21 protein-coding genes are annotated in these 20134 nt (G+C 58.7%); 6 read left to right on the top strand and 15 right to left on the bottom strand.

What is annotated here, in order from left to right; genetic code table 11:
• The coding region (locus L3X40_RS01775; protein ID WP_237364141.1) for an IS630 family transposase at window positions 1–742 on the bottom strand (742 nt) is incomplete at its 3' end.
• Between the two features lie 509 nt (window positions 743–1251).
• Between L3X40_RS01775 and L3X40_RS01770 the strand changes: the two genes are divergently transcribed.
• Complete coding sequence (locus L3X40_RS01770) at window positions 1252–2019, top strand: enoyl-CoA hydratase-related protein (RefSeq protein WP_237364139.1); 768 nt, start codon at window positions 1252–1254, stop codon at window positions 2017–2019.
• Between the two features lie 224 nt (window positions 2020–2243).
• The gene (locus tag L3X40_RS01765; protein WP_237364137.1) at window positions 2244–2561 is read left to right on the top strand and encodes a WYL domain-containing protein; all 318 of its coding nucleotides are present in this window, start codon (window positions 2244–2246) and stop codon (window positions 2559–2561) included.
• Between the two features lie 7 nt (window positions 2562–2568).
• On the opposite strand, the gene L3X40_RS01760 is transcribed toward L3X40_RS01765, so the two are convergent.
• Window positions 2569–2847: a chorismate mutase gene (locus L3X40_RS01760; protein ID WP_237364134.1), complete on the bottom strand. Its 279-nt coding sequence runs from the start codon at window positions 2845–2847 to the stop codon at window positions 2569–2571.
• 101 nt (window positions 2848–2948) lie between these two features.
• Between L3X40_RS01760 and L3X40_RS01755 the strand changes: the two genes are divergently transcribed.
• Genes L3X40_RS01755 through L3X40_RS01745 form a run of 3 tightly spaced genes read left to right on the top strand, consistent with a single transcriptional unit; the run spans window position 2949 to window position 6777 of the window.
• Window positions 2949–3962, top strand: a complete 1014-nt coding sequence (locus L3X40_RS01755; protein WP_237364164.1) for a polyprenyl synthetase family protein — start codon at window positions 2949–2951, stop codon at window positions 3960–3962.
• Window positions 3963–3997: 35 nt separating this feature from the next.
• Window positions 3998–6445, top strand: coding sequence for an ATP-dependent helicase HrpB (hrpB, locus tag L3X40_RS01750; RefSeq protein ID WP_237364132.1), 2448 nt, complete (start codon window positions 3998–4000; stop codon window positions 6443–6445).
• 53 nt (window positions 6446–6498) lie between these two features.
• Complete coding sequence (locus L3X40_RS01745; RefSeq protein WP_237364130.1) at window positions 6499–6777, top strand: ETC complex I subunit; 279 nt, start codon at window positions 6499–6501, stop codon at window positions 6775–6777.
• Here the strand turns inward: L3X40_RS01745 and L3X40_RS01740 are convergent.
• From L3X40_RS01740 to L3X40_RS01705, 8 genes are read right to left on the bottom strand one after another with little or no spacing between them, the layout of a single operon-like run.
• Window positions 6774–8066, bottom strand: a complete 1293-nt coding sequence (locus tag L3X40_RS01740) for an MFS transporter (protein WP_237364128.1) — start codon at window positions 8064–8066, stop codon at window positions 6774–6776. The two genes, L3X40_RS01745 and L3X40_RS01740, sit on opposite strands and share 4 nt — an antisense overlap.
• Window positions 8063–8872 carry a TrmH family RNA methyltransferase gene (locus L3X40_RS01735; RefSeq protein WP_237364126.1) on the bottom strand — a complete coding sequence of 270 codons (810 nt, stop codon included), beginning with the start codon at window positions 8870–8872 and terminating at the stop codon, window positions 8063–8065. Before L3X40_RS01735 ends, L3X40_RS01740 begins: the two co-directional genes overlap by 4 nt.
• A 12-nt stretch (window positions 8873–8884) precedes the next feature.
• Entirely contained in the window at window positions 8885–9154 is a 270-nt protein-coding gene (locus L3X40_RS01730; protein ID WP_445177142.1) for an HPr family phosphocarrier protein, read from the bottom strand.
• Complete coding sequence (locus L3X40_RS01725) at window positions 9154–9558, bottom strand: PTS sugar transporter subunit IIA (RefSeq protein WP_237364123.1); 405 nt, start codon at window positions 9556–9558, stop codon at window positions 9154–9156. Before L3X40_RS01725 ends, L3X40_RS01730 begins: the two co-directional genes overlap by 1 nt.
• A 9-nt stretch (window positions 9559–9567) precedes the next feature.
• Window positions 9568–10506 carry an RNase adapter RapZ gene (gene rapZ, locus L3X40_RS01720; RefSeq protein WP_237364122.1) on the bottom strand — a complete coding sequence of 313 codons (939 nt, stop codon included), beginning with the start codon at window positions 10504–10506 and terminating at the stop codon, window positions 9568–9570.
• A 1-nt stretch (window position 10507) separates the two neighbouring features.
• Window positions 10508–10945: an HPr kinase/phosphorylase gene (locus L3X40_RS01715; RefSeq protein WP_237364121.1), complete on the bottom strand. Its 438-nt coding sequence runs from the start codon at window positions 10943–10945 to the stop codon at window positions 10508–10510.
• Window positions 10946–10969: 24 nt separating this feature from the next.
• Window positions 10970–12562 carry a sensor histidine kinase gene (locus L3X40_RS01710; RefSeq protein ID WP_237364120.1) on the bottom strand — a complete coding sequence of 531 codons (1593 nt, stop codon included), beginning with the start codon at window positions 12560–12562 and terminating at the stop codon, window positions 10970–10972.
• Window positions 12531–13238, bottom strand: a complete 708-nt coding sequence (locus tag L3X40_RS01705) for a response regulator transcription factor (protein WP_237364119.1) — start codon at window positions 13236–13238, stop codon at window positions 12531–12533. The genes L3X40_RS01710 and L3X40_RS01705 overlap by 32 nt, the downstream gene beginning before the upstream one ends.
• A 236-nt stretch (window positions 13239–13474) precedes the next feature.
• Between L3X40_RS01705 and L3X40_RS01700 the strand changes: the two genes are divergently transcribed.
• Entirely contained in the window at window positions 13475–15073 is a 1599-nt protein-coding gene (locus L3X40_RS01700; RefSeq protein ID WP_338331120.1) for a phosphoenolpyruvate carboxykinase, read from the top strand.
• Window positions 15074–15255: 182 nt separating this feature from the next.
• Here the strand turns inward: L3X40_RS01700 and L3X40_RS01695 are convergent, their stop codons facing one another.
• Genes L3X40_RS01695 through L3X40_RS01675 form a run of 5 tightly spaced genes read right to left on the bottom strand, consistent with a single transcriptional unit; the run spans window position 15256 to window position 20130 of the window.
• Complete coding sequence (locus tag L3X40_RS01695; RefSeq protein ID WP_237364117.1) at window positions 15256–16572, bottom strand: bifunctional folylpolyglutamate synthase/dihydrofolate synthase; 1317 nt, start codon at window positions 16570–16572, stop codon at window positions 15256–15258.
• 36 nt (window positions 16573–16608) lie between these two features.
• Window positions 16609–17466 carry an acetyl-CoA carboxylase, carboxyltransferase subunit beta gene (gene accD / locus L3X40_RS01690; RefSeq protein ID WP_237364115.1) on the bottom strand — a complete coding sequence of 286 codons (858 nt, stop codon included), beginning with the start codon at window positions 17464–17466 and terminating at the stop codon, window positions 16609–16611.
• Complete coding sequence (trpA, locus tag L3X40_RS01685) at window positions 17463–18281, bottom strand: tryptophan synthase subunit alpha (RefSeq protein WP_237364113.1); 819 nt, start codon at window positions 18279–18281, stop codon at window positions 17463–17465. Before trpA ends, accD begins: the two co-directional genes overlap by 4 nt.
• Entirely contained in the window at window positions 18278–19489 is a 1212-nt protein-coding gene (trpB, locus tag L3X40_RS01680) for a tryptophan synthase subunit beta (protein ID WP_237364112.1), read from the bottom strand. The genes trpA and trpB overlap by 4 nt, the downstream gene beginning before the upstream one ends.
• Window positions 19486–20130, bottom strand: a complete 645-nt coding sequence (locus L3X40_RS01675) for a phosphoribosylanthranilate isomerase (protein WP_237364111.1) — start codon at window positions 20128–20130, stop codon at window positions 19486–19488. The genes trpB and L3X40_RS01675 overlap by 4 nt, the downstream gene beginning before the upstream one ends.
• Window positions 20131–20134 lie beyond the last annotated feature (4 nt).

Genomic DNA, 20134 nt, shown 5'->3' with positions numbered 1-20134 from the left:
CCGCGTCGATCTGCTTCAGAAAGTCGAGAAACTCGGTTGCCCGATGGCGCTTGTAGCACTTGCCGATCACCGCCCCTGTGGCGACGTCGAGCGCCGCGAACAGAGATGTCGTGCCGTTGCGAACATAGGTATGAGTGCGCCGCTCAGGCACGCCTGGTGCCATAGGCAGGACCGGCTGCTCACGGTCGAGCGCCTGGATCTGCGATTTCTCATCCACGCACAAGACGACTGCCCGGTTTGGCGGTGACATGTAGAGGCCGACGATGTCCTGGACCTTGTCGACAAACAGCGGATCTGTGGAGAGCTTGAAGGTCTCGGACCGATGCGGCTGCAGGCCAAAGGCGGCCCAGATCCGGCGGATGGTAGTGTGAGAGAGCCCCGTCTCGGCGGCCATGCTGCGGATCGACCAGTGGGTCGCATCCTTAGGCGTGGTATTCAGGGTGCGTTCGATTACCTGGGCCACTTGGCGATCGGAAACCGTGCGCGGGCGGCCGGGCCGGTACTCGTCGGTGAGCCCTTCGATGCGATCTGTCACGAACCGCCGTCGCCATTTGCCGACCGTATGCTCATGCACGCCGAGACGCTCGGCAACCTCCTTGCTTTGCAGCCCGTCTGCACAAAGCAGGATCATTCGGCACCGATCCGACAAGGAACGAGGCGCCCTGTGTCGTCGAACCTGTGCCTCAAGAAGATCGCGCTCCTCGGCGCTCAATACCACCGCATCTGCCTGCCGACCTAGCATTGTTCATCTCCTCAAAGAGGCGTGAATCAATGAGGTGGATTACAGTTCCGGGTGACTAGGTCGGGCGTTGCACGCATCCTACCATGCCGCACACCGCATTCTTCGAATTCTACTCAATCATGACTGCGGCCGAGTTTGATTGTCAAGTTTTCCAAATCACAATTTGAAATAGCGAATGGGGCATCATGCTCGCGCACCATCGAGAGGGTGCTGTCAGTCGGACGCGAACTCGTATCCACTGGGCAGATCGCGCCTAGCAGTGACCGCCATCAGCCGACCAGCGACTGCCACTCGCCCAGGTCGCGCATCCGTTCGGGCCAGCAGCGCACCTTGCCCCAGGCCATCCCTTTGACAGTGCCCTGTATTGCGCTATGTCGATCCATGGTATCAGAAATCCTGTGAGACAGGCCGTTGCCGAATTTTGTCCTGGAGGGTGTAAGACAGCCAAATGGACTTCTTTTCTGCGGTTTGTGTGCACTGTCCTATGAAGATCAGGCTAAGGAGAGAAGATGTCTGCCGAGGCCATCACTGCAGAAGTTCTGGTAGCAGGTTCGGCTGAGCCGTTGATTGCCGCTACAATCGATGGCGTTCGGATATTTGTCTTGAACCGTCCGCAGGCCCGCAACGCCTTGACCCTGCAAATGCGCAAGGACTTCGCGCGCCTTGCTCAGGAAGCCGAAGCGGACCCGTCGATCAGAGCCATTGTGATAACCGGCGCGCACGCTACCTTCAGCGCAGGCGTCGACGTGAAGGAGCTTGCCTCTGGCGCGGCCGAGGGGATCTTCCGTCCGCATCCTGGCGAGGTCGCAAGGTCTTTGGGCAAGCCATCTATAGCGGCGGTGGACGGTATCTGCATAACCGGCGCGCTGGAGCTCGCCTTGTCCTGCAACTTCATCGTGGCGTCCGACCGGTCGCGGTTCGCCGATACGCATGGCAAGGTCGGCTTGTTCCCCGGTTGGGGTCAGACTGCCCTGCTCACAAGCGCCATCGGCGTGCGGCGGGCGCGGCAGATGTCGTTAACGGGCGCGTTCGTGGATGCGCAGACGGCGCTCGCCTGGGGGTTGGTGAACGAGATTACCCGGCCGGACACGTTGCTGCCACGCGCACTAGAGCTGTGCGCGCAGATGGCGGCGGTAGATGCGCGCATTTCGTCGTCCCTGCTGCGCGTTTACCGGTCTCAGGACGGCTCAGAGTTCGAGACGGCACTGGAAGCGGAGACTGCAGCGAGATTGGATTTGCAGGCCACAATCTGGTCCAAACGGACGGCAAAGTCGTAGGACAAGCGGTTTTCGATCGCTATGATTCTGCGAGCAAACCCATCTCGATCGGTCAGTGGTGTGCTGCGTTATCTCGTCGACCATGACCTGCAACTACCCGATCGCGTGCGGAGCGGGCCGACGTTTTCAGCCGTTCGCATCAGCCACGGGGCTTGATAGGTGCAACGTTATGCTGCGCTGCAATAATTGTTGAAAATTGCCTCGGTTTGCGTCAATCTGGATTTATGGAATCAAATAAACTCATCCTGGAAGCCATAGCGCTCCATAAAGCCATCACTGCCACCTACAACCGCATGGTCGCCACGCTTGCTCCGCATATCCTGTATACGCGACACGGTGAGTTGTATCTTGATGCGGTTACGATTGAGCGAGATGGTCAACCACCGCGCGAGGTCAAGCTTGGCGCTTTCAAGGTGACAGGATTAACCGAATTGGCATTGACCAATCAGACGTTCGAGCCTGTCCCGTTTTTCAATCCCGACGATCCCAAATATGTCGCTGCGACTTTATTTTCTGTCGAGACACAGTCTTCCGTAAGCTAGATTCTGCCTATCTGTCCTGCATTCCCTGGTGGTGCCGGATCACTTCATCGATGATGAAGCGCAGGAATTTTTCACTGAATTCCGGGTCGAGATGAGCGTCCATAGCCAATTGGCGTAGTCGGGCGATTTGATTTTCCTCTCGCGCCGGATCCGCAGGGGGCAGGGCATGTGCGGCCTTGTACTGACCGACCGCCTGGGTGATCTTGAAACGCTCGGCCAACATGAAGACAAGGGCTGCGTCAATGTTGTCGATGCTTTCCCGATAGCGTTGCAGCGTCTCATCCATTGTCCGATTCCCTTTCTATCGCGGCTTTTTGCGGAGATTGAGGTATCAGGCAAGCTATTATGCTTGCCTTATCGTGTGGTGATCGCCACATCGCGGAACATATGACCGCCTCTATTCACCGCCTCCACTCCGGCGCCGCGCCATCGCTTGAACCCATGATGTCGCTTGTCGCCGACGATATGAATGCCGTCAACAGCGTCATTCTGGAGCGTATGCAGTCGAAAATCCCCTTGATTCCCGAACTTGCCGGACATTTGATCGCGGGTGGGGGCAAGAGGATGCGACCGATGCTGACGCTCGCTTGCGCCCGGTTGCTGGACTATTCGGGGACACGTCATCACAAACTGGCCGCGGCGGTCGAATTCATTCACACGGCGACTCTGCTTCACGACGATGTCGTCGATGGATCGGGCATGCGTCGCGGGCGCAAGACGGCAAACATCATCTGGGGCAACAGCGCCAGCGTGCTTGTGGGCGATTTCCTGTTCAGCCGGTCCTTCGAACTGATGGTTGAGGACGGGTCGCTAAAGGTATTGCGTATTCTGTCCAATGCATCGGCGGTGATTGCAGAGGGAGAGGTCAATCAGTTGACTGCCCAACGCCGGATCGACACCGACGAAGAACATTATCTCGAAATCATCGGGGCGAAGACCGCTGCGCTGTTTGCTGCGGCCTGCCGTATATCCGCTGTTATTGCCGAACGTGATGAGGCGCAGGAACAGGCGCTTGATACCTATGGCCGCAACCTTGGTATTGCTTTCCAGCTTGTCGATGACGCCATTGATTATGCGTCGGATGAAAAAACCATGGGCAAGGATGCAGGCGATGATTTCCGCGACGGCAAGGTGACCTTGCCAGTCATTCTGGCGTTCGCACGCGGGAATGATGAGGAAAAGCAATTCTGGCGCCAGGCGATTGCCGGGCACCGCACCAGCGATGAAGATCTGGCCTATGCGACGCTCCTGCTGGAAAAATCCGGCGCGATCGCTGATACACTGGCTCGCGCACGCCATTATGGTCAGCGGGCTATTGACGCCTTGGGCGGCTTTGCAGGCGGTCAGGCCAAGGCCGCGCTTGTCGAAGCGGTCGAATTTGCGATTGCCCGCGCCTTTTGAATAATAACGGGGCAGCGTGAAGATATGGGAGCTATGTGAGCGAACCTCTCCCGATACATGCTGTCCTGCCAGACCTGCTCAACGCGTTGGGCACAAGCAGCAACGTTGTCCTCGTTGCACCGCCGGGAGCAGGCAAGACCACCGCAGTAGCGCCTGCGTTGTTGAATGAAGTCTGGTGCACAGGTCAAATCCTGCTGCTGTCCCCACGCCGCCTGGCCGCGCGTGCGGCAGCCGAACGGATGGCGCAGCTTGCCGGAGAGCCGGTGGGGCAGACCATTGGTTACGCCACGCGGATGGACAGCAAACAGTCGCCTGAAACGCGCATATTGGTCCTTACCGAAGGCATTTTCCGCAATCGCATTCAGGACGACCCGGAATTGGCGGGCGTTTCCGCAGTCCTTTTCGATGAGGTGCATGAACGCAGCCTCGACACCGACTTTGGCCTTGCTCTCGCTCTGGATGTTCAAAAGGCGCTGCGGCCTGATCTGCGATTGCTGGCGATGTCGGCAACGCTGGACGGTGCGCGCTTTGCGACATTGATGAACGATGCGCCGGTGATCGAAAGTGAGGGGCGTTCCTGGCCGCTTGATCTGCGCTATATTGGCCGGGCGGCGGAACGGCGGATCGAAGAAGACATGGCCACAGCTATTCGTCGCGCGATGGATGAGGAGAGGGGCGATCTGCTCGCCTTCCTGCCGGGTGTGGCGGAGATTGAACGGACCGCCGAACGGCTCGATAGCCTTCCCCGCGATATTGTGATCCACCCCCTTCACGGCTCGCTTGACCCGGCTGCCCAACGTGCGGCCCTGCGTGCCGCCGAACCCGGCACGCGCAAGGTCATTCTTGCCACCAGTATCGCCGAAACCAGCTTGACCATTGATGGTGTCCGCATCGTCATCGATAGCGGCCTTGCTCGCCGCCCTCGTTATGACCGCGCCGCGGGCCTGACCCGGCTGGTGACGGAAAAGGCCAGTCAGGCAGCTGCAATTCAACGGGCGGGACGTGCGGCGCGGCAGGGGGCGGGGGTCGCCTATCGCTTGTGGGAAGCGGCCGCGACCAGTGGCATGCCGCTCTATGATCCGCCCGCCATATTGGAAAGCGACCTGTCCGCGCTGTTGCTGGATTGCGCGCAATGGGGGCTGATTGACCCTGCGGCGTTGCAATGGATCGATCCTCCGCCAGATGCTGCCGTGCAGGAGGCACGCAGTCGCCTTCGCTCGCTTGAAGCGCTGGATGATGAGGGCCGTATTACCCCGCATGGCAAAGCCATTTCCCGCCTGCCGCTTGAACCAAGGCTGGCGCATATGTTGGTCCGTGCAGGGGAAATGGGCCTTGGCAGGGTCGCGGCTCAGGTTGCGGTGCTGCTCACCGAACGCGGCCTTGGCGGGAATGATGCGGATTTGTCGCAACGGCTGGTCCGCTGGCGGCGCGAAAGCGGCAAGAGGGCTGAGGCAAGCCGGAGATTGGCGAAGCGATGGGAGGCGCTCGTTGCCCGACAAGCTCGGGAGGATGGCGAAGAAGCCATAGGCATCTGCCTCGCCCTCGCATTCCCCGACCGTGTTTCCAAACGCCGCAATGGCAATGGCGAGGACTGGATCAGCGTCGGCGGGCGTGCTTTCCGGCTTGATCCGACATCGCCCCTTGCCCGCGAAACATGGCTGGCGGTGGGAGAGGTACAGGGTCGTGCATCTGGCGCGCGCATAATATCTGCGGCGCCTGTGGACGAGGCGTCGGTGGTCCGGCTGTTTTCCGATCGCATAGAGGAGAAGCGCACGGTTCGATTCCGGGCGGACACCCAGGCTGTGGAGGCGTTGCGCGAACGGCGGCTGGGTACGATTCGCCTTGCAAGCGGACCGGATGACAGTCCCGATCCGGTGATGGTCGCCACTGCATTGATGGAGGCGGTCAGGACGGGTGGAATTGCGCTTTTGCCATGGTCGCAAAATGCCCGCTCGCTTCGTACCCGCGCCGTCTTTGCAGGTCGGGACGAATTGAACGACGAGGCGCTGACCGCGCAGCTGGACGAATGGCTTCCGCCGCTGCTTGCAGGAAAAAGGCGGCTTTCAGGTGTTGACCCATCGGCGCTTTCCGGCGTGCTGGAGGCTGTTCTCGGCTGGGATGTCAAACAGCAGATTGACCGCCTTGCCCCGCCCGAATTCATTTCCCCGGCGGGCAGTCATCATGCCATTGATTATGATGCGGAAGGTGGTCCCAGAGTGGAACTCCGCGTTCAGGCGCTATTCGGCCTTGCCGAACATCCCTGCATCGGCAGCAAGCGCATACCGTTGGTGCTCAGCCTTACCTCGCCCGCAGGTCGCCCGATCCAGACGACACGTGACCTGCCGGGTTTCTGGGCAGGAAGCTGGGCGGCAGTGGCAAAGGAAATGCGCGGCCGCTATCCAAGACATCCCTGGCCGGACAACCCCGCCGCGGCCAGTGCAACGCTGCGAACAAAAAGGGCCGATGCTCGCGCCAAGCCTTGACGACTCTCGCCGATTTGGGCATCGCAGCGAACAATATTTTGAGTGGAGCAACCATGTCCGCACGTATTTATCAGAAGCCCAAGAATGCGATGCAGTCGGGCCGCGCGCTGACAAACACCTGGGTGCTGGAATTTGAACCTGCTGAAGCCCAGAAGCCTGATCCGCTGACAGGCTGGGCAGGGTCTGGCGATACACGGCGTCAGGTAAAGCTGACGTTCCCGACGCTGGAGGCCGCAACGTCCTATGCAATGCGTGAGGGCATTGCCCATCATGTCGTGCCAGCGCCGGAGCGAAGCCTGAAGCTACAGGCTTATGCTGATAATTTTCGTTAAAGCGCGCTGCGTCCCCGGTCGAGAAACAGCAGCGCCAGCAGGCTGATCGACGCAGCGATCGACAGGTACAGCCCCACCGAACCGATTCCGAAACGTTCGACCAGACCTTGCGCCACTATGGGCGCCAGGGCTCCGCCCAATATGCCGCCCGCATTGAATGCGACCGAGGTGCCGGTGTAGCGCAGCTGTGTCGGAAACAAGCCCGTCAGCCATGCGCCGAGCGGTCCGTAAACAAAACCCATCATGAGCAGCGCCAGTGACAGGATCAGAAATATCGTCAATGCCGATCCACTTCCCATGGCGGGGCCAAAGACAAGACCCACGGGAATCGTCCCTATGCAGCCCCAGATCAGCACCTTGCGCGGGTTGGCGACGTCCGACCACCAGCCCGAAAGCAGGATGCCGATCGCCATGAACAGGATCGCGCCCAGCTGAATCGCCAGAAACATTTCCCGCCCGATGCCGCCTTCGCGCGTTCCATAACCAAGGGCAAAGGCGGTACTGATATAGAAGATCGCAAAACAGGCGACGACAGCGAATGTCCCGGCCAGCGTTTCGCGCAAATGATGGCGAAACAATGTGGCAAATGGCACTTTGGGCGGCGGGGCCTTGGCCATGGCCTCGGCAAAAACAGGCGTTTCGGTCAGTTTCAGACGGACCCAAAGGCCAAGGCCTACCAGCAACGCGCTGGCAAGGAAGGGCAACCGCCATCCCCAGGTGATAAAGTCTTCGTCACTCAGGAATGCGCCCAACAACAGGAACAGGCCATTGGCCGCGATAAAGCCTATAGGCGCACCAAGTTGCGGGAACATGCCGAACCGTCCGCGCCAGCCGGGAGGCGCATTTTCCACCGCCAACAACGCCGCGCCACCCCATTCGCCGCCCAGGCCGAAGCCCTGACCGAAACGCAATATGCACAACAGTAGAGGCGCGACCCATCCGACCATCTGATAGGTCGGCAGAAAGGCGATGGCGAGGGTCGATCCGCCCATCAGCATCAGGGATGCAACCAGCGTGGATTTGCGTCCCACCCGGTCGCCGAAATGACCAAAGACGCTCGCTCCCAATGGGCGCGCGATGAAAGCGAGAGCAAAGCTGGCATAAGCGGCCATAAGCTGCGCTGATGCCGATTGCGCCGGAAAGAAAAGCGGGCCGAAGACCAGCGAGGCGGCGGTCGCGTAAATATAGAAATCATAGAATTCCACCGACGTGCCGACAAGGCTGGCCATCAGAATACGGCCGGTGGGCGCCGGTTTGACCGCCAGCGTGGCGGCAGGTGCGTGATTCATGCCGGGCGGTTCCTGCTCTGGTTCAATATCTCGTAAGCCATGACGGCGGTGGCGATTGCGGCATTCAGACTGTCAGCCTTGCCCATCATGGGAATTTTGACCAAAATATCGCATTGGTCCTCATAGTCTTGCGGAAGGCCCTGCGCCTCATTGCCGACGAGCAGGAAGCTTGGGGCCTGATAGCGTGGTTGCTGGTAATCCTGCCGCGCTTTCAGGCTGGTGCCGATCAATTGTCCTAGCCCCGAACGCAGCCAAGGGATGAATTCGTCCCAGCGCGCGGTCACTATTTTTTGAGTGAACAAAGCGCCCATGCTGGCCCGCACGGCCTCTACGGAAAAGGGGTCCACGCAATCGTCGACAAGGATAAGGCCACCCGCGCCAACGGCGTCGCCCGTGCGCAGGATTGTGCCCAGGTTTCCTGGATCGCGCAGGGCCTGCGCCACGATCCAAATGTCTGCGCTTTTCCGGTCGATGTCTTTCAGTGCGGTCAGCCGATCCGGATAGACACCGACTACGGCTTGCGGATTATCCTTGCCGGAAATTTTGCCCAATATGTCGGGGCTGGTTACGATTACATCGCCACCTGTCGCTTCCATGGCCGTGATAAGCGCGGCGCCAAGGGGGTGGTTCGCCGCATCACCGGCATGGAACAGCATTTGGGGCAGCACGCCCTCTTCGCGCGCTTCGGTCAGGATGCGCAGTCCTTCGGCCAGAAACAGCCCCTCGCGTTTGCGGTGCTTCTTGTCCCGCAGCGAACGGATGCGTTTGACGAGCGGGTTGGAAAAACCAGTAATTTCGCGGGACAATGACGGCCCCGCTTATTCTTCGCCGAAGCGGTTTTCAACCAGCAGGGCGAGTTGTTCCACCGCATGCATGGCTTGGTCGCCGGCCGCGCTGATAACGATCGAATCGCCCATCGCCGCGCCCAGCATCATCAGGCCCATGATCGACGTGCCAGTCACTGACTGACCGTCCTTTTCGACGATGATTTCACAGGGCAGACCGCTGGCAAGCGTCACGAACTTGGCGCTGGCCCGTGCATGGAGGCCGCGCTTGTTAGTGATCTGGACCTCTCTCTTATGGCCCATCATGTCGATGTCCCAAGCAGTTCGGACGCGACGCTGATATATTTCTGTCCAGCCTCGCGCGCGGCGGCTACGGCATTTTGAACCGTCATCGATTTACGCGCACTTTCAAGGCGGATCAACATGGGCAGGTTAATGCCCGCAATGACTTCTATCTCACCGGCTTTCAGCAAGGAAATGGCAAGGTTCGACGGTGTTCCGCCAAACAAATCGGTTAACAGGATGACGCCCGATCCGTCGTTCACGCGCTCGACAGCTCCGGCGATGTCGGCACGGCGGATTTCCATATCATCTTCCGGGCCGATGCAGACCGTCTCGATCGCCTTTTGCGGACCGACAACATGTTCCATGGCGACGACAAATTCCTTCGCCAGCAGACCATGGGTTACTAATACCAATCCGATCATTTGATTATCTTATCCTGTCGCATTCTCTTCATCCTCGGGCCGGTTTTCCAGGGCGTCGCGCGGCGCCGATTCAAGATTGCGGTGGTTAACCGTGGGCGAAAAACCCGCCTTACGCAAGCTTTGGGCAATCCTTTCGGCGACATGTACCGATCTGTGACGGCCCCCTGTACAACCAAAGGCGATGGTTAAATAGGCCTTCCCTTCCTCATGATAGCGAGGGAGCAGCGTCAGCAGCAGGTTTTCAATCTGCCCCACCACGGTTTCATAGGCGGGGTCCTCCGCAATATGCGCCGCAACGGCGTCATCAAGGCCGGTCAAGTGTTGCAAATCCTTGTCCCAATGCGGATTGCGAAGAAAGCGCATGTCGAATACCAGGTCGGCATTACGGGGCAAGCCCCGGGCAAAACCGAAGGACAGGATAGAAAGAGCGGGATCGGTTATCGTGCCAAGGCCAAAGCGGCTGCGAATTTCCTGTTGCAAGCCATTGGTCGCAAGGTTGGTTGTATCGATTACATGATCGGCCCAGCGTCGCAGCGGTTCCATCAATTCCCGTTCGCGCGCGATGCCGTCAGCGGCTGGACGATCCTGGGCCAGGGGATGCCGTCGCCGTGTTTCCGAATAGCGCCGCTCCAGTTCTGCCCCGCTACAGTCGAGAAATAGCGTTCCGACCTCATACTCCTTCGATGCACGCAACTTCTTGATGCGTTTGACGATCCCGCTTGCATCGAAACCGCGTGTTCGGCTGTCGATGCCGAGGGCAAGCGGCCTGTCGATACCCCCTGCACCTTCGGGCAGCGGTGCATCGAGCAATCGGTCAAGCAGCAGTAGCGGCAGGTTATCGACGACTTCCCACCCCATGTCCTCCAGCGTCTTGAGCGCCGTCGACTTGCCCGCGCCCGAAAGGCCCGATACCAGCAAAATCGTCTTGGGGTTCCTCGTTTTGGGCATTTCAGCCAACATCCAGACCGAACGTCTTCATGGCCAGTTCAACCTTTATAGGTGCTGAATTTTCCATCGGCGCAATTTTCATGACCGGCACGGAAATGCCAGCCACGACACGCAATTCCGGCGTCAGGGGCATGCGATCTACCGTATCGAAGAGCTGCACCACCAGCGCGACCGGTACATCACTTGTATGTTCCATTTCAACCAGGCCGATTCCACGCACTTCTATCTTGCCGGCAATATTGACTGGCGGTGAAGCGAGCAGCAGTTTTCCCTTGCGCTTGGCAATGGTGTAATCGTCGCTTACCAGTTTCGCGCCGCGGTCGATGAGGCGTAGCGCAAGGTCTGATTTGCCGCTGCCGCTGCGGCCTTCGATCATCACGGCGCGCCCTTCGATTGCCACGGTGCTGGTATGCAACGTTTCCGATGAAATCACAGTCATTTTCGTTACCCCCGGCCCCTATGCTTAGGCGATTGCGCTGTCGTCGGCCAGTAGCATCCCGGCTGGCAGGCGTACGACGAACCGCGCACCGTTCGATCGATCATCGCGGTTGCCAATGCTGATGGCGCCGTGGTGCCCCTCAACAATGGAGCGTGCGATAGCGAGGCCCAGGCCACTATGCTTGCCGAACTCCTCTTCATTTGGCCGTACACTGTGAAAACGCCGGAAAATGGTTTCGCGTTCGGATTCCGGCACGCCGGGTCCTTCATCCTCGACACTGATCAGTACATCGTCATCAACGCGGGTGGCGGTGATTTGTACCAGCCCGCCGGGTGGCGAAAAGGAAATAGCATTATCCACCAGATTTTCGATGACACGGAGCAACCTTTGTTCATCGCCCATCATTACCGCAACGCCGCGCCGTGGACGGGCGAATACTAGGCGAACCCCACGCGGTATCCCTCGTGCTTCGCGAGCGACGATCAGCCTTTCAATGGTCAGGCCGACGTCTACAAGATCGAATTTCGCGCGCGAAAGCTGTGCATCGACCCTGGAAGCTTCGGCAATGTCCGTTACCAGCCGGTCAAGGCGGCGGACATCATCATTGGCGATGTCCATAAGTTGTGAGCGAAGATTGGGAGCTTCTACGCTGCCCAGTGCCTCCAGCGCTGAGCGAAGGGAGGCGATCGGGTTTTTCAGCTCATGTGTAACATCGGCGGCAAATGCTTCGGTGGCATCGATCCGTTGACGCAGAGCATGGCTCATGTCCGACAGCGCGCGCGCCAAAAGGCCAATTTCATCCCGGCGAGAGGGCAGGCGGGGGACCGTCACTTCCCGCGCCCGGCCAAGTCGCACACGAACCGCGGCACGGGCGAGCCGCCGCAGCGGGCGGACGATCGTGCGGGCAAGAAATAAAGAAAGCAGCACCGATATGATTATGGCTACAGCCAGCACGACGCCCAGTCGAAACCTTTCGGCCCGCACAATGCGCGTAATGTCGCGTGCATTTTCAGTGGCAAGCAATAGCGGCTTGTTCTGTCCCATGGAAATCGCCGCGGAAATCATCGGTGTGCGGTCAGGGGCATAGCGAAAGATGGATTTGGCCTGTCCTGTTTGCTGTGCCGCAACCAGTTCGGGCCAACTGGTCACCTGATCGACCGCGGGCTCTGCGAAATTGGGTGGCAGGTGTGCCCACACGATTCGATCGATGATTTGATCCAGCCAGCGGGCGACGTGCCGTTCCCATGACTCGCTGTTGGGGTCACGTAATTCATAATGTGGAGCATTCATGGAAAAACTGTCCGCGATCAGTCGTCCATCATTGCCATAGAGGCGAACGCGGTCATCTGTCTGGCGTGCAAAAGCGGCAATCAGACTGTTCCAATTTTCCTGAGGAGTCCGGTCAAGGCTGATCGCAAGTAACGTCAATTCCCGTTCCGACTGTTCCAGCCGCGCGTCGACTATCCGTGCGCGATAGCTGTCCAGATAGAAAAAACCACCGATGAGTAGCGCAAGCACAAGGATGTTGACCGCCAATATACGGCGGGTAAGCGACAATCGCCCTGACCATTGCAGGGAGAGGTCATTATTCGTCGGAGAATCGGTATCCGGCGCCATAAAGGGTGTCGATTGCATTGAAATCGGGATCGACCTCTCGAAATTTGCGTCGCAAGCGCTTGATGTGGCTGTCAATAGTGCGGTCATCTACATAGACATCATCCTGATAGGCGGTGTCCATCAGTTGATTGCGGTTTTTAACGACGCCCGGGCGTTGCGCCAGGGTTTCCAGGATCAGGAATTCGGTGACGGTCAGGGTCACATTCTTGCCCGTCCATTTGACCTGATGACGTGCCGGGTCCATTTCCAGACGGCCCCGCATAATGGGTTCGGCGGCATTTTCCGATTCTTCGCCGTCTGGTTTCACGCTGTATTCGGCACGACGCAGAATGGCGCGGATGCGCGCTATCAGCAGGCGTTGGGAAAAAGGCTTGGAGATATAATCGTCGGCGCCCATGGCAAGGCCCAGCGCTTCGTCCAGCTCATCGTCTTTCGATGTCAGGAAAATGACAGGTATCGCGCTTTTCTCACGCAGTCTGCGGAGCAATTCCAATCCGTCCATGCGGGGCATTTTGATGTCAAATACCGCAAGGTCCGGCGGGTTGTCGATCAATGCCTTGAGGGCCGTTTCCGCATCGGAATAAATGCGGGTCATGAATCCTTCCGCCTGCAAGGCGATGGATACCGAAGTCAGGATATTCTTGTCGTCGTCAACCAGGGCAATTGTTGTGGTCATGATGGGGTCAGGCTCCCGCCCCTGTGGGCATTGGACGGGCAGGCGTAAACCATGCACTGCTTCACCGCAACAATCTCCCGCAGGTTCTCAAGAGATTTGACGCTTTGGGTTTCAGCGGATATGCGCGCCGACACTAATCTGGTAATCCGGAATTTCTGGACAATATGCTATAACAGTTGGCAGGTTCGGCTGACATTGTTGGTTTTAGGATGGATGGGAGAATGCGGGTGCATGCGATGTCTTCAATAACGCTTACAAAACAAGGTATTTTCAGCGATGCGGAACAGCATTGGAACCTGGGAACCGTTTTGTTGGTAGAGGCGGCGCTTGCGAATGGCGAGGGCGTTCTTGCCCAGCATGGTCCCCTGGTTGTGGAAACCGGCAAACATACTGGTCGTTCCGCGAACGACAAATTCACCGTTCGTGATGCGGAAACCGAGGACAGCGTATGGTGGGGCAAGACCAACAAGGCGATGACGCCTGACCATTTTGCTGCATTGAAGGCAGATTTCATGCAGGCTCTGGCCAGCAAGGACAAGCTGTACATCGCCGATCTATTTGGTGGCTCGCAGGCGGAGCACCGTGTGAATGTCCGAATCATCAATGAATTGGCCTGGCACAATCTGTTCGTACGCACCTTGCTTGTGCGTCCAGAGCCGAGCGAACTTGCGGATTTCGTGCCGGAATATACGATCATCGATCTGCCCAGCTTTCGCGCCGATCCGGCCCGTCATGGATGCAACAGCGGAACCGTTATTGCCGTCAATCATACTGAAAAGCTGATCCTGATCGGCGGGACCGCCTATGCGGGCGAAATGAAAAAGTCGGTTTTCGGTATTCTCAATTACAAGCTCCCGATCAAAGGCGTCATGCCGATGCACTGTTCGGCGAATATTGGCCCCAACGGCGACACTGCTGTCTTTTTCGGGTTGTCGGGCACGGGTAAGACGACACTGTCGGCGGATGCCAGCCGCACTCTTATCGGCGATGATGAGCATGGCTGGTCCGATACCGCGGTCTTCAATTTTGAAGGCGGTTGCTATGCCAAGATGATCCGTCTGTCGGCGGAGGCGGAGCCTGAGATCCATGCGACGACGAAGCGCTTCGGCACGGTGCTGGAAAATGTCGTGATTCATCCCGTGACTCGCGAACTTGATCTTGACGATAACAGCCTCGCGGAAAACACGCGTGGGGCCTATCCCATTGATTTCATTCCCAATGCGTCGGAACATAATCTGGGTCCGGTGCCGAAAAACATCATCATGCTGACAGCGGATGCCTTTGGCGTTCTGCCCCCGATTGCGCGATTGTCGCCCGAACAGGCGATGTACCATTTTCTGTCGGGCTATACGGCCAAGGTGGCCGGTACGGAAATCGGCGTTACCGAGCCCGAAGCGACATTCTCGACGTGCTTTGGTGCGCCCTTCATGCCGCGTCATCCTTCGGTCTACGGCAATTTGCTGAAGGAACGCATCGCCAACGGCGGCGTCACCTGCTGGTTGGTCAATACCGGCTGGACGGGCGGCAAATATGGCGTTGGTACCCGGATGCCGATCAAGGTGACTCGCGCACTGCTCAACGCCGCGCTGGATGGCAGCCTCAACAATGCGCAATTCCGCATCGATGAGAATTTTGGGTTCGAAGTACCCGTCAGCGTGCCGGGCGTCGACAGCAAGATTCTCGATCCGCGTCAGACTTGGCCGGATGGTCAGGAATATGATGCGACAGCCTTGAAGCTGGTGGGCCTGTTTGCGGAAAATTTCGAGCAGTTCGAAAGCCATGTCGATGATGCGGTGCGGCAGATCGCGCTACAGGTGCCCGAACCCGCCGTTTAAAGTGCGATGATTATAGGTTCGCTCACTTCCGTTCGTGTCGTGCGAAGCCGAGACACACTCGCGCTAAGCCAACGTCCCTCGACTTCGCTCGGGACGAACGGGGGATAGGAATTCAACCTAATCTCATCACGTTATAAAAAGACCGCCATTTAAAGAGTAGGTTCCGGCAGAAGCTGGAATATTCAGTCCGGGACCTGCTCATTGCGGCGAAGCACTTCGCCGGCAAGGTATAGGGAACCGCCAATCAGAATAGTGGTCGGCTGGTCCTTATCGGCGATTGCGGATAATGCCCCGGCAATATCGCTGTGGGTTTCGCCCTTGATGCCCCAGTCGCTTGCAAGTTTGACGATGCTGCCCGGATCATGATGGTCATGATCGGGAACCGGTATGGCGTGAACGCTGCCGAGATGATCCTGAAGGGGGGTCAGAAAACCGATCAGATCCTTATTGGCCAGCATGCCCAAAACCAGATGAATCTTTCGGGGCGGAGGCAGTGATGCGTGGAAATGCTGGGCCAATACTTCGGCTGCAGCCGGATTGTGACCGCCATCCAGCCAGATGTCCGCATTGGGAAGCAGATTCGTCAACGGTCCGCGTTCGAGTCGCTGGAGGCGCGCCGGCCAGTGCGCCCAAAGCGGCGCCGCCTTGATCGCGGCCTCTGAAATTGAAAGCACATTCTGGTGTCGTAACATGGCAAGGGCCAAGGCAGCGTTTGTGGTCTGATGTGCGCCGGGCATCCGTGGAAGGGGGATATCGATTCGGCCTTCCGCATCACGATAATGCAATCTTTCGCGATAGACGGCGGCATCCCAGTCTTGTCCCATTGGCAACCATGACGCGCCCGCCTGTTCTGCCGTGGCGCGAATGATATTATTGATTGGGTCAGGATATTTCATGGTGACAAGCGGCGCATCGCGTTTTGCGATTCCGGCCTTTTCGCCCGCGATTTCCAGCAGGCTTTCACCGAGAAACGACTGATGGTCGATGCCAAGCTGGGCAATACCGCATACGGCGGGTGCGGAAATGACGTTTGTCGCATCAAGACGCCCGCCAAGGCCGACTTCAATGATGCAGGCGTCGGCCGGGTTTTCGGCAAAGGCAAGAAATGCCGCAGCGGTTGTTACTTCGAAAAAGCTGGCGCCTATGCCATCGGAATGGTCCAGCGCAATGGTCAGATAATGGGCAAGTTCAGCATCTGCGATCAGCTTGCCATTGACGCGAATGCGTTCATTGAAACGGACAAGATGCGGAGATGTATAGGCATGTATGCTTTTGCCATCGGCTTCCAGCGCGGCGCGCAGAAAAGCGCAGGTCGATCCTTTGCCATTGGTTCCCGCCACATGAAAAACCGGCGGCAGGCTGTGCTGCGGATTGCCTAGCCGGGTCAATAATGCCGTAATCCGTTCCAGCCCCAATATGTCGCGACCGGGCGAAAGCTGCGCAAGCCGGTCCAGTTGGGCCTGAACCGAAGGGTCGGAGGAGTGGGCCTGGTCAGGCAATGTTCCCGGTCCCCGTCAAAGGGGCAGGGGTGTTCGTCATGCCGCAGCCTTGCCAGGAGCGAGATAGCCGATCACTTTGCCCAGTGTCGCGCGCAGTTCGCTGCGGTGTACCACCATGTCGATCATGCCATGGTCGAGCAGATATTCAGCCCGCTGGAACCCTTCCGGCAGCTTTTCACGGATCGTGTTTTCGATTACCCGCTGGCCGGCAAAGCCGATCAGGGCATTGGGTTCGGAAATCTGTATATCGCCCAGCATGGCGTAGCTGGCGGTTACGCCCCCGGTCGTGGGGTCGGTGAGGACAACGATATAGGGCAATCCTGCCGCATGCAGTTTCTGGATCGCCACAGTGGCCTTGGGCATCTGCATCAGGGACAAAATCCCTTCCTGCATGCGTGCCCCCCCTGCGGCGGTAAATATGATGTAGGGGCATTTGCGCGAAATGGCTTCTTCTACGCCTTGAACAAAGGCAGCGCCAACGCCCATCCCCATAGAGCCGCCCATGAAGGCGAAATCCTGAACGCCAATGACGATGCTGGCCTTTTCGATCTTTCCGTGAGCATTGATCAGTGCATCCTGTTCGCCGGTGCTGGCGCGGGCGGCCTTTATGCGATCGGTATATTTCTTGCCGTCACGAAATTTGAGCGGATCTTCCTTGACGATCGGGGTGGGCAGGATTTTCCAGCTTCCCTCGTCGAAAATCTGTTCGAAACGAGCCTTTGGACCGATACGACCATGGTGATCACATTTCGGACATACGGAAAGGTTTTCCTGCCATTCCTTCAGAAAGATCATCTGACCGCAATGGCCGCATTTGTGCCAGAGATTGTCGGTTGTCGTTTCCTTGCGCGCAATGAAAGGAATGACCTTACGGACACGACTGATCCAGTTCATGCGGCGCTCTCCTCTGCGGTGCTGCTGATGGCGGCGCTCAGCGATGCGACGTAATCCTTTATATGTGGTGCCGCTGACACACCGTATTTGCCGATCAGATCGACAATGGCGGAACCCACGACCACACCATCAGCGACCCGTCCAATGGCTGCGGCCTGATCGGGTGTACGCACACCAAAGCCTACGGCGATGGGAAGGGCGGTCTGCGATTTCAGTCGCGCGACAGCGTCCTCGATACTGGTCAGCACAGCCTGTTGTTTGCCGGTGATGCCCGCGACCGAGACATAATAGAGAAACCCGCTCGCGCCATCGAGTACCGTGGGAAGACGCGCCGTGTCAGTTGTCGGCGTGGCAAGGCGGATGAGGTGAAGGCCTCTCTGACGCAGCAGGGGGCCCAGTTCAGCATCTTCCTCAGGTGGAATATCAACGCAGATTACGCCATCGACACCAGCAGCCTTGGCTTCGGTCGCAAACCAGTCTGCACCCCGATGGATCATGGGATTGGAATAACCCATCAGGATCAGCGGTGTATCGGGGTGCCGGACGCGGAACGCGGCTGCGATCTGCAACAGGTCGATGGTCTTCGTTCCGGCAGCGAGGCTGCGCAGGTTTGCTGCCTGGATCGCGGGGCCATCGGCCATCGGATCGGTAAAGGGCATGCCGAGTTCGATGATGTCGGCTCCGCCCTCCACCAGCGCGTCAAGAATCGCTGCGGTATCGCCGGGTGACGGGTCGCCGCCGGTAACGAAACAGACCAGCGCCGCGCGCCCTTGCGTTTTGCATTGGGCGAAACGGGCGGAGAGACGGTCGTTCACAGTTCCACCCCCAAGGCCTTGGCGACCGTGAATATGTCTTTGTCCCCCCGGCCGGAAAGGTTGACCACAACGATCTTGTCCTTGTCCATGGCAGGCACGATCCGCTCTGCCGCTGCAATAGCGTGGGCGGACTCAAGTGCCGGGATGATGCCTTCCAGCTTGCAGAGACGTTGGAAGGAGGCAAGCGCTTCATCGTCCGTCACGGACACGTAGCGGGCACGGCCGATGTCATGCAGCCAGGAGTGTTCGGGGCCGATGCCGGGATAGTCGAGCCCCGCCGAAATGCTATGTGCCTCGGTAATCTGACCGTCGTCGTCCTGTAGCAGATAGGTTTTATTGCCGTGCAGGACGCCCGGCGATCCGCCCGCAAGACTGGCGGCATGGCGTGGCGTGTCCAGCCCTTCGCCCGCAGCTTCCACCCCTATGATTTCCACGCTTTCATCGTCGAGGAAGGGATGGAACAGACCGATGGCGTTGGAACCGCCGCCGACCGGCGCGATCAGCATGTCAGGCAGGCGGCCCTCCGCTTCGAATATCTGTTCGCGGGTTTCCTTGCCGATCACTGACTGAAAATCGCGCACGAGTTCGGGGTAGGGGTGGGGGCCTGCGACGGTGCCGATGATGTAGAATGTATCATGCACATTGGCGACCCAGTCGCGCAACGCTTCGTTCATCGCGTCCTTCAATGTGCGCGCGCCCGCTTCCACCGCGCGCACTTCCGCGCCGAGCAACTTCATGCGGAACACATTGGGTTGCTGCCGCTCAACGTCCAGCGCACCCATGAAGATGGTGCAGGGCAGGTTGAACAGAGCGGCGACCGTAGCGGTGGCGACGCCATGTTGGCCAGCGCCGGTTTCTGCGATGATCCGGGTTTTGCCCATCCGGCGGGCCAACAGGATCTGGCCGATGCAGTTGTTGATCTTGTGCGCGCCGGTGTGATTCAGCTCCTCGCGCTTCAGGTAGACCTTTGCGCCGCCCAGTTCCTTCGTCAGCCGTTCGGCATAGTAAAGCGGGTTGGGGCGGCCGACATATTGGCGCAGGAGATACTGGAATTCCTCCTCGAATGCCGGGTCCTGTTTGGCGGCGCGATATTCGCGCTCCAGCTCCAGAATGAGAGGCATCAGCGTTTCGGCGACATAGCGTCCGCCAAACTGTCCAAAATGCCCGCGCTCGTCGGGTTGGCTGCGATAGGAGTTCTTGATGGTCATAGCTGGGAAACCGCTTGGCAAAAGGCAGCGATCTTGTCCACATCCTTAATACCCGGTGCGCTTTCCACACCGGAGGAAACATCGACAAGCGGCGCATCGGCAATGCCAATGGCATCGCGGACGTTGCTGACATCCAGACCGCCCGAAAGCCCCCATGGCAAGCCGTGGCGGAAATCCTGCAACAGCTTCCAGTCGAAACGCACGCCCATGCCGCCGGGCAAAGCCGCGCCCTCGGGCGTTTTCGCATCGTAAAGCAGCATGTCGGCTGCGGCGGTATAGGCCAGACCTGAGTCAAGGTCGGTCCGAGTCTTGACCGATATCGCCTTCCATACGTCACGGCCATGCTGGGCGCGGATGGCCGCGGCGCGTTCGGGTGTTTCCCTGCCATGAAGCTGAATCGTGTGGAGACTGCCGCTGGAGATTGCATGCTGCAGCAGTTCCTCGTCCGGATCGACAAAGACACCGACCCGACGGATATGGTCCGGTACGCGTGCAGCCAGCGCGGCTGCCCTGTCGAAATCCACAAGGCGCGGGCTTTTGGCAAAAAACACCATGCCGATGTGCGATGCGCCAGCCTTTATGGCTGCGTCCAGTGTTTGGGGGGTCGAAAGACCGCAGATCTTGATCGCGATTCGGGACATGGCG

The sequence above is a fragment of the Rhizorhapis sp. SPR117 genome (genome assembly GCF_021742065.1).
This window is presented reverse-complemented; position numbering and strand designations above follow the sequence as displayed.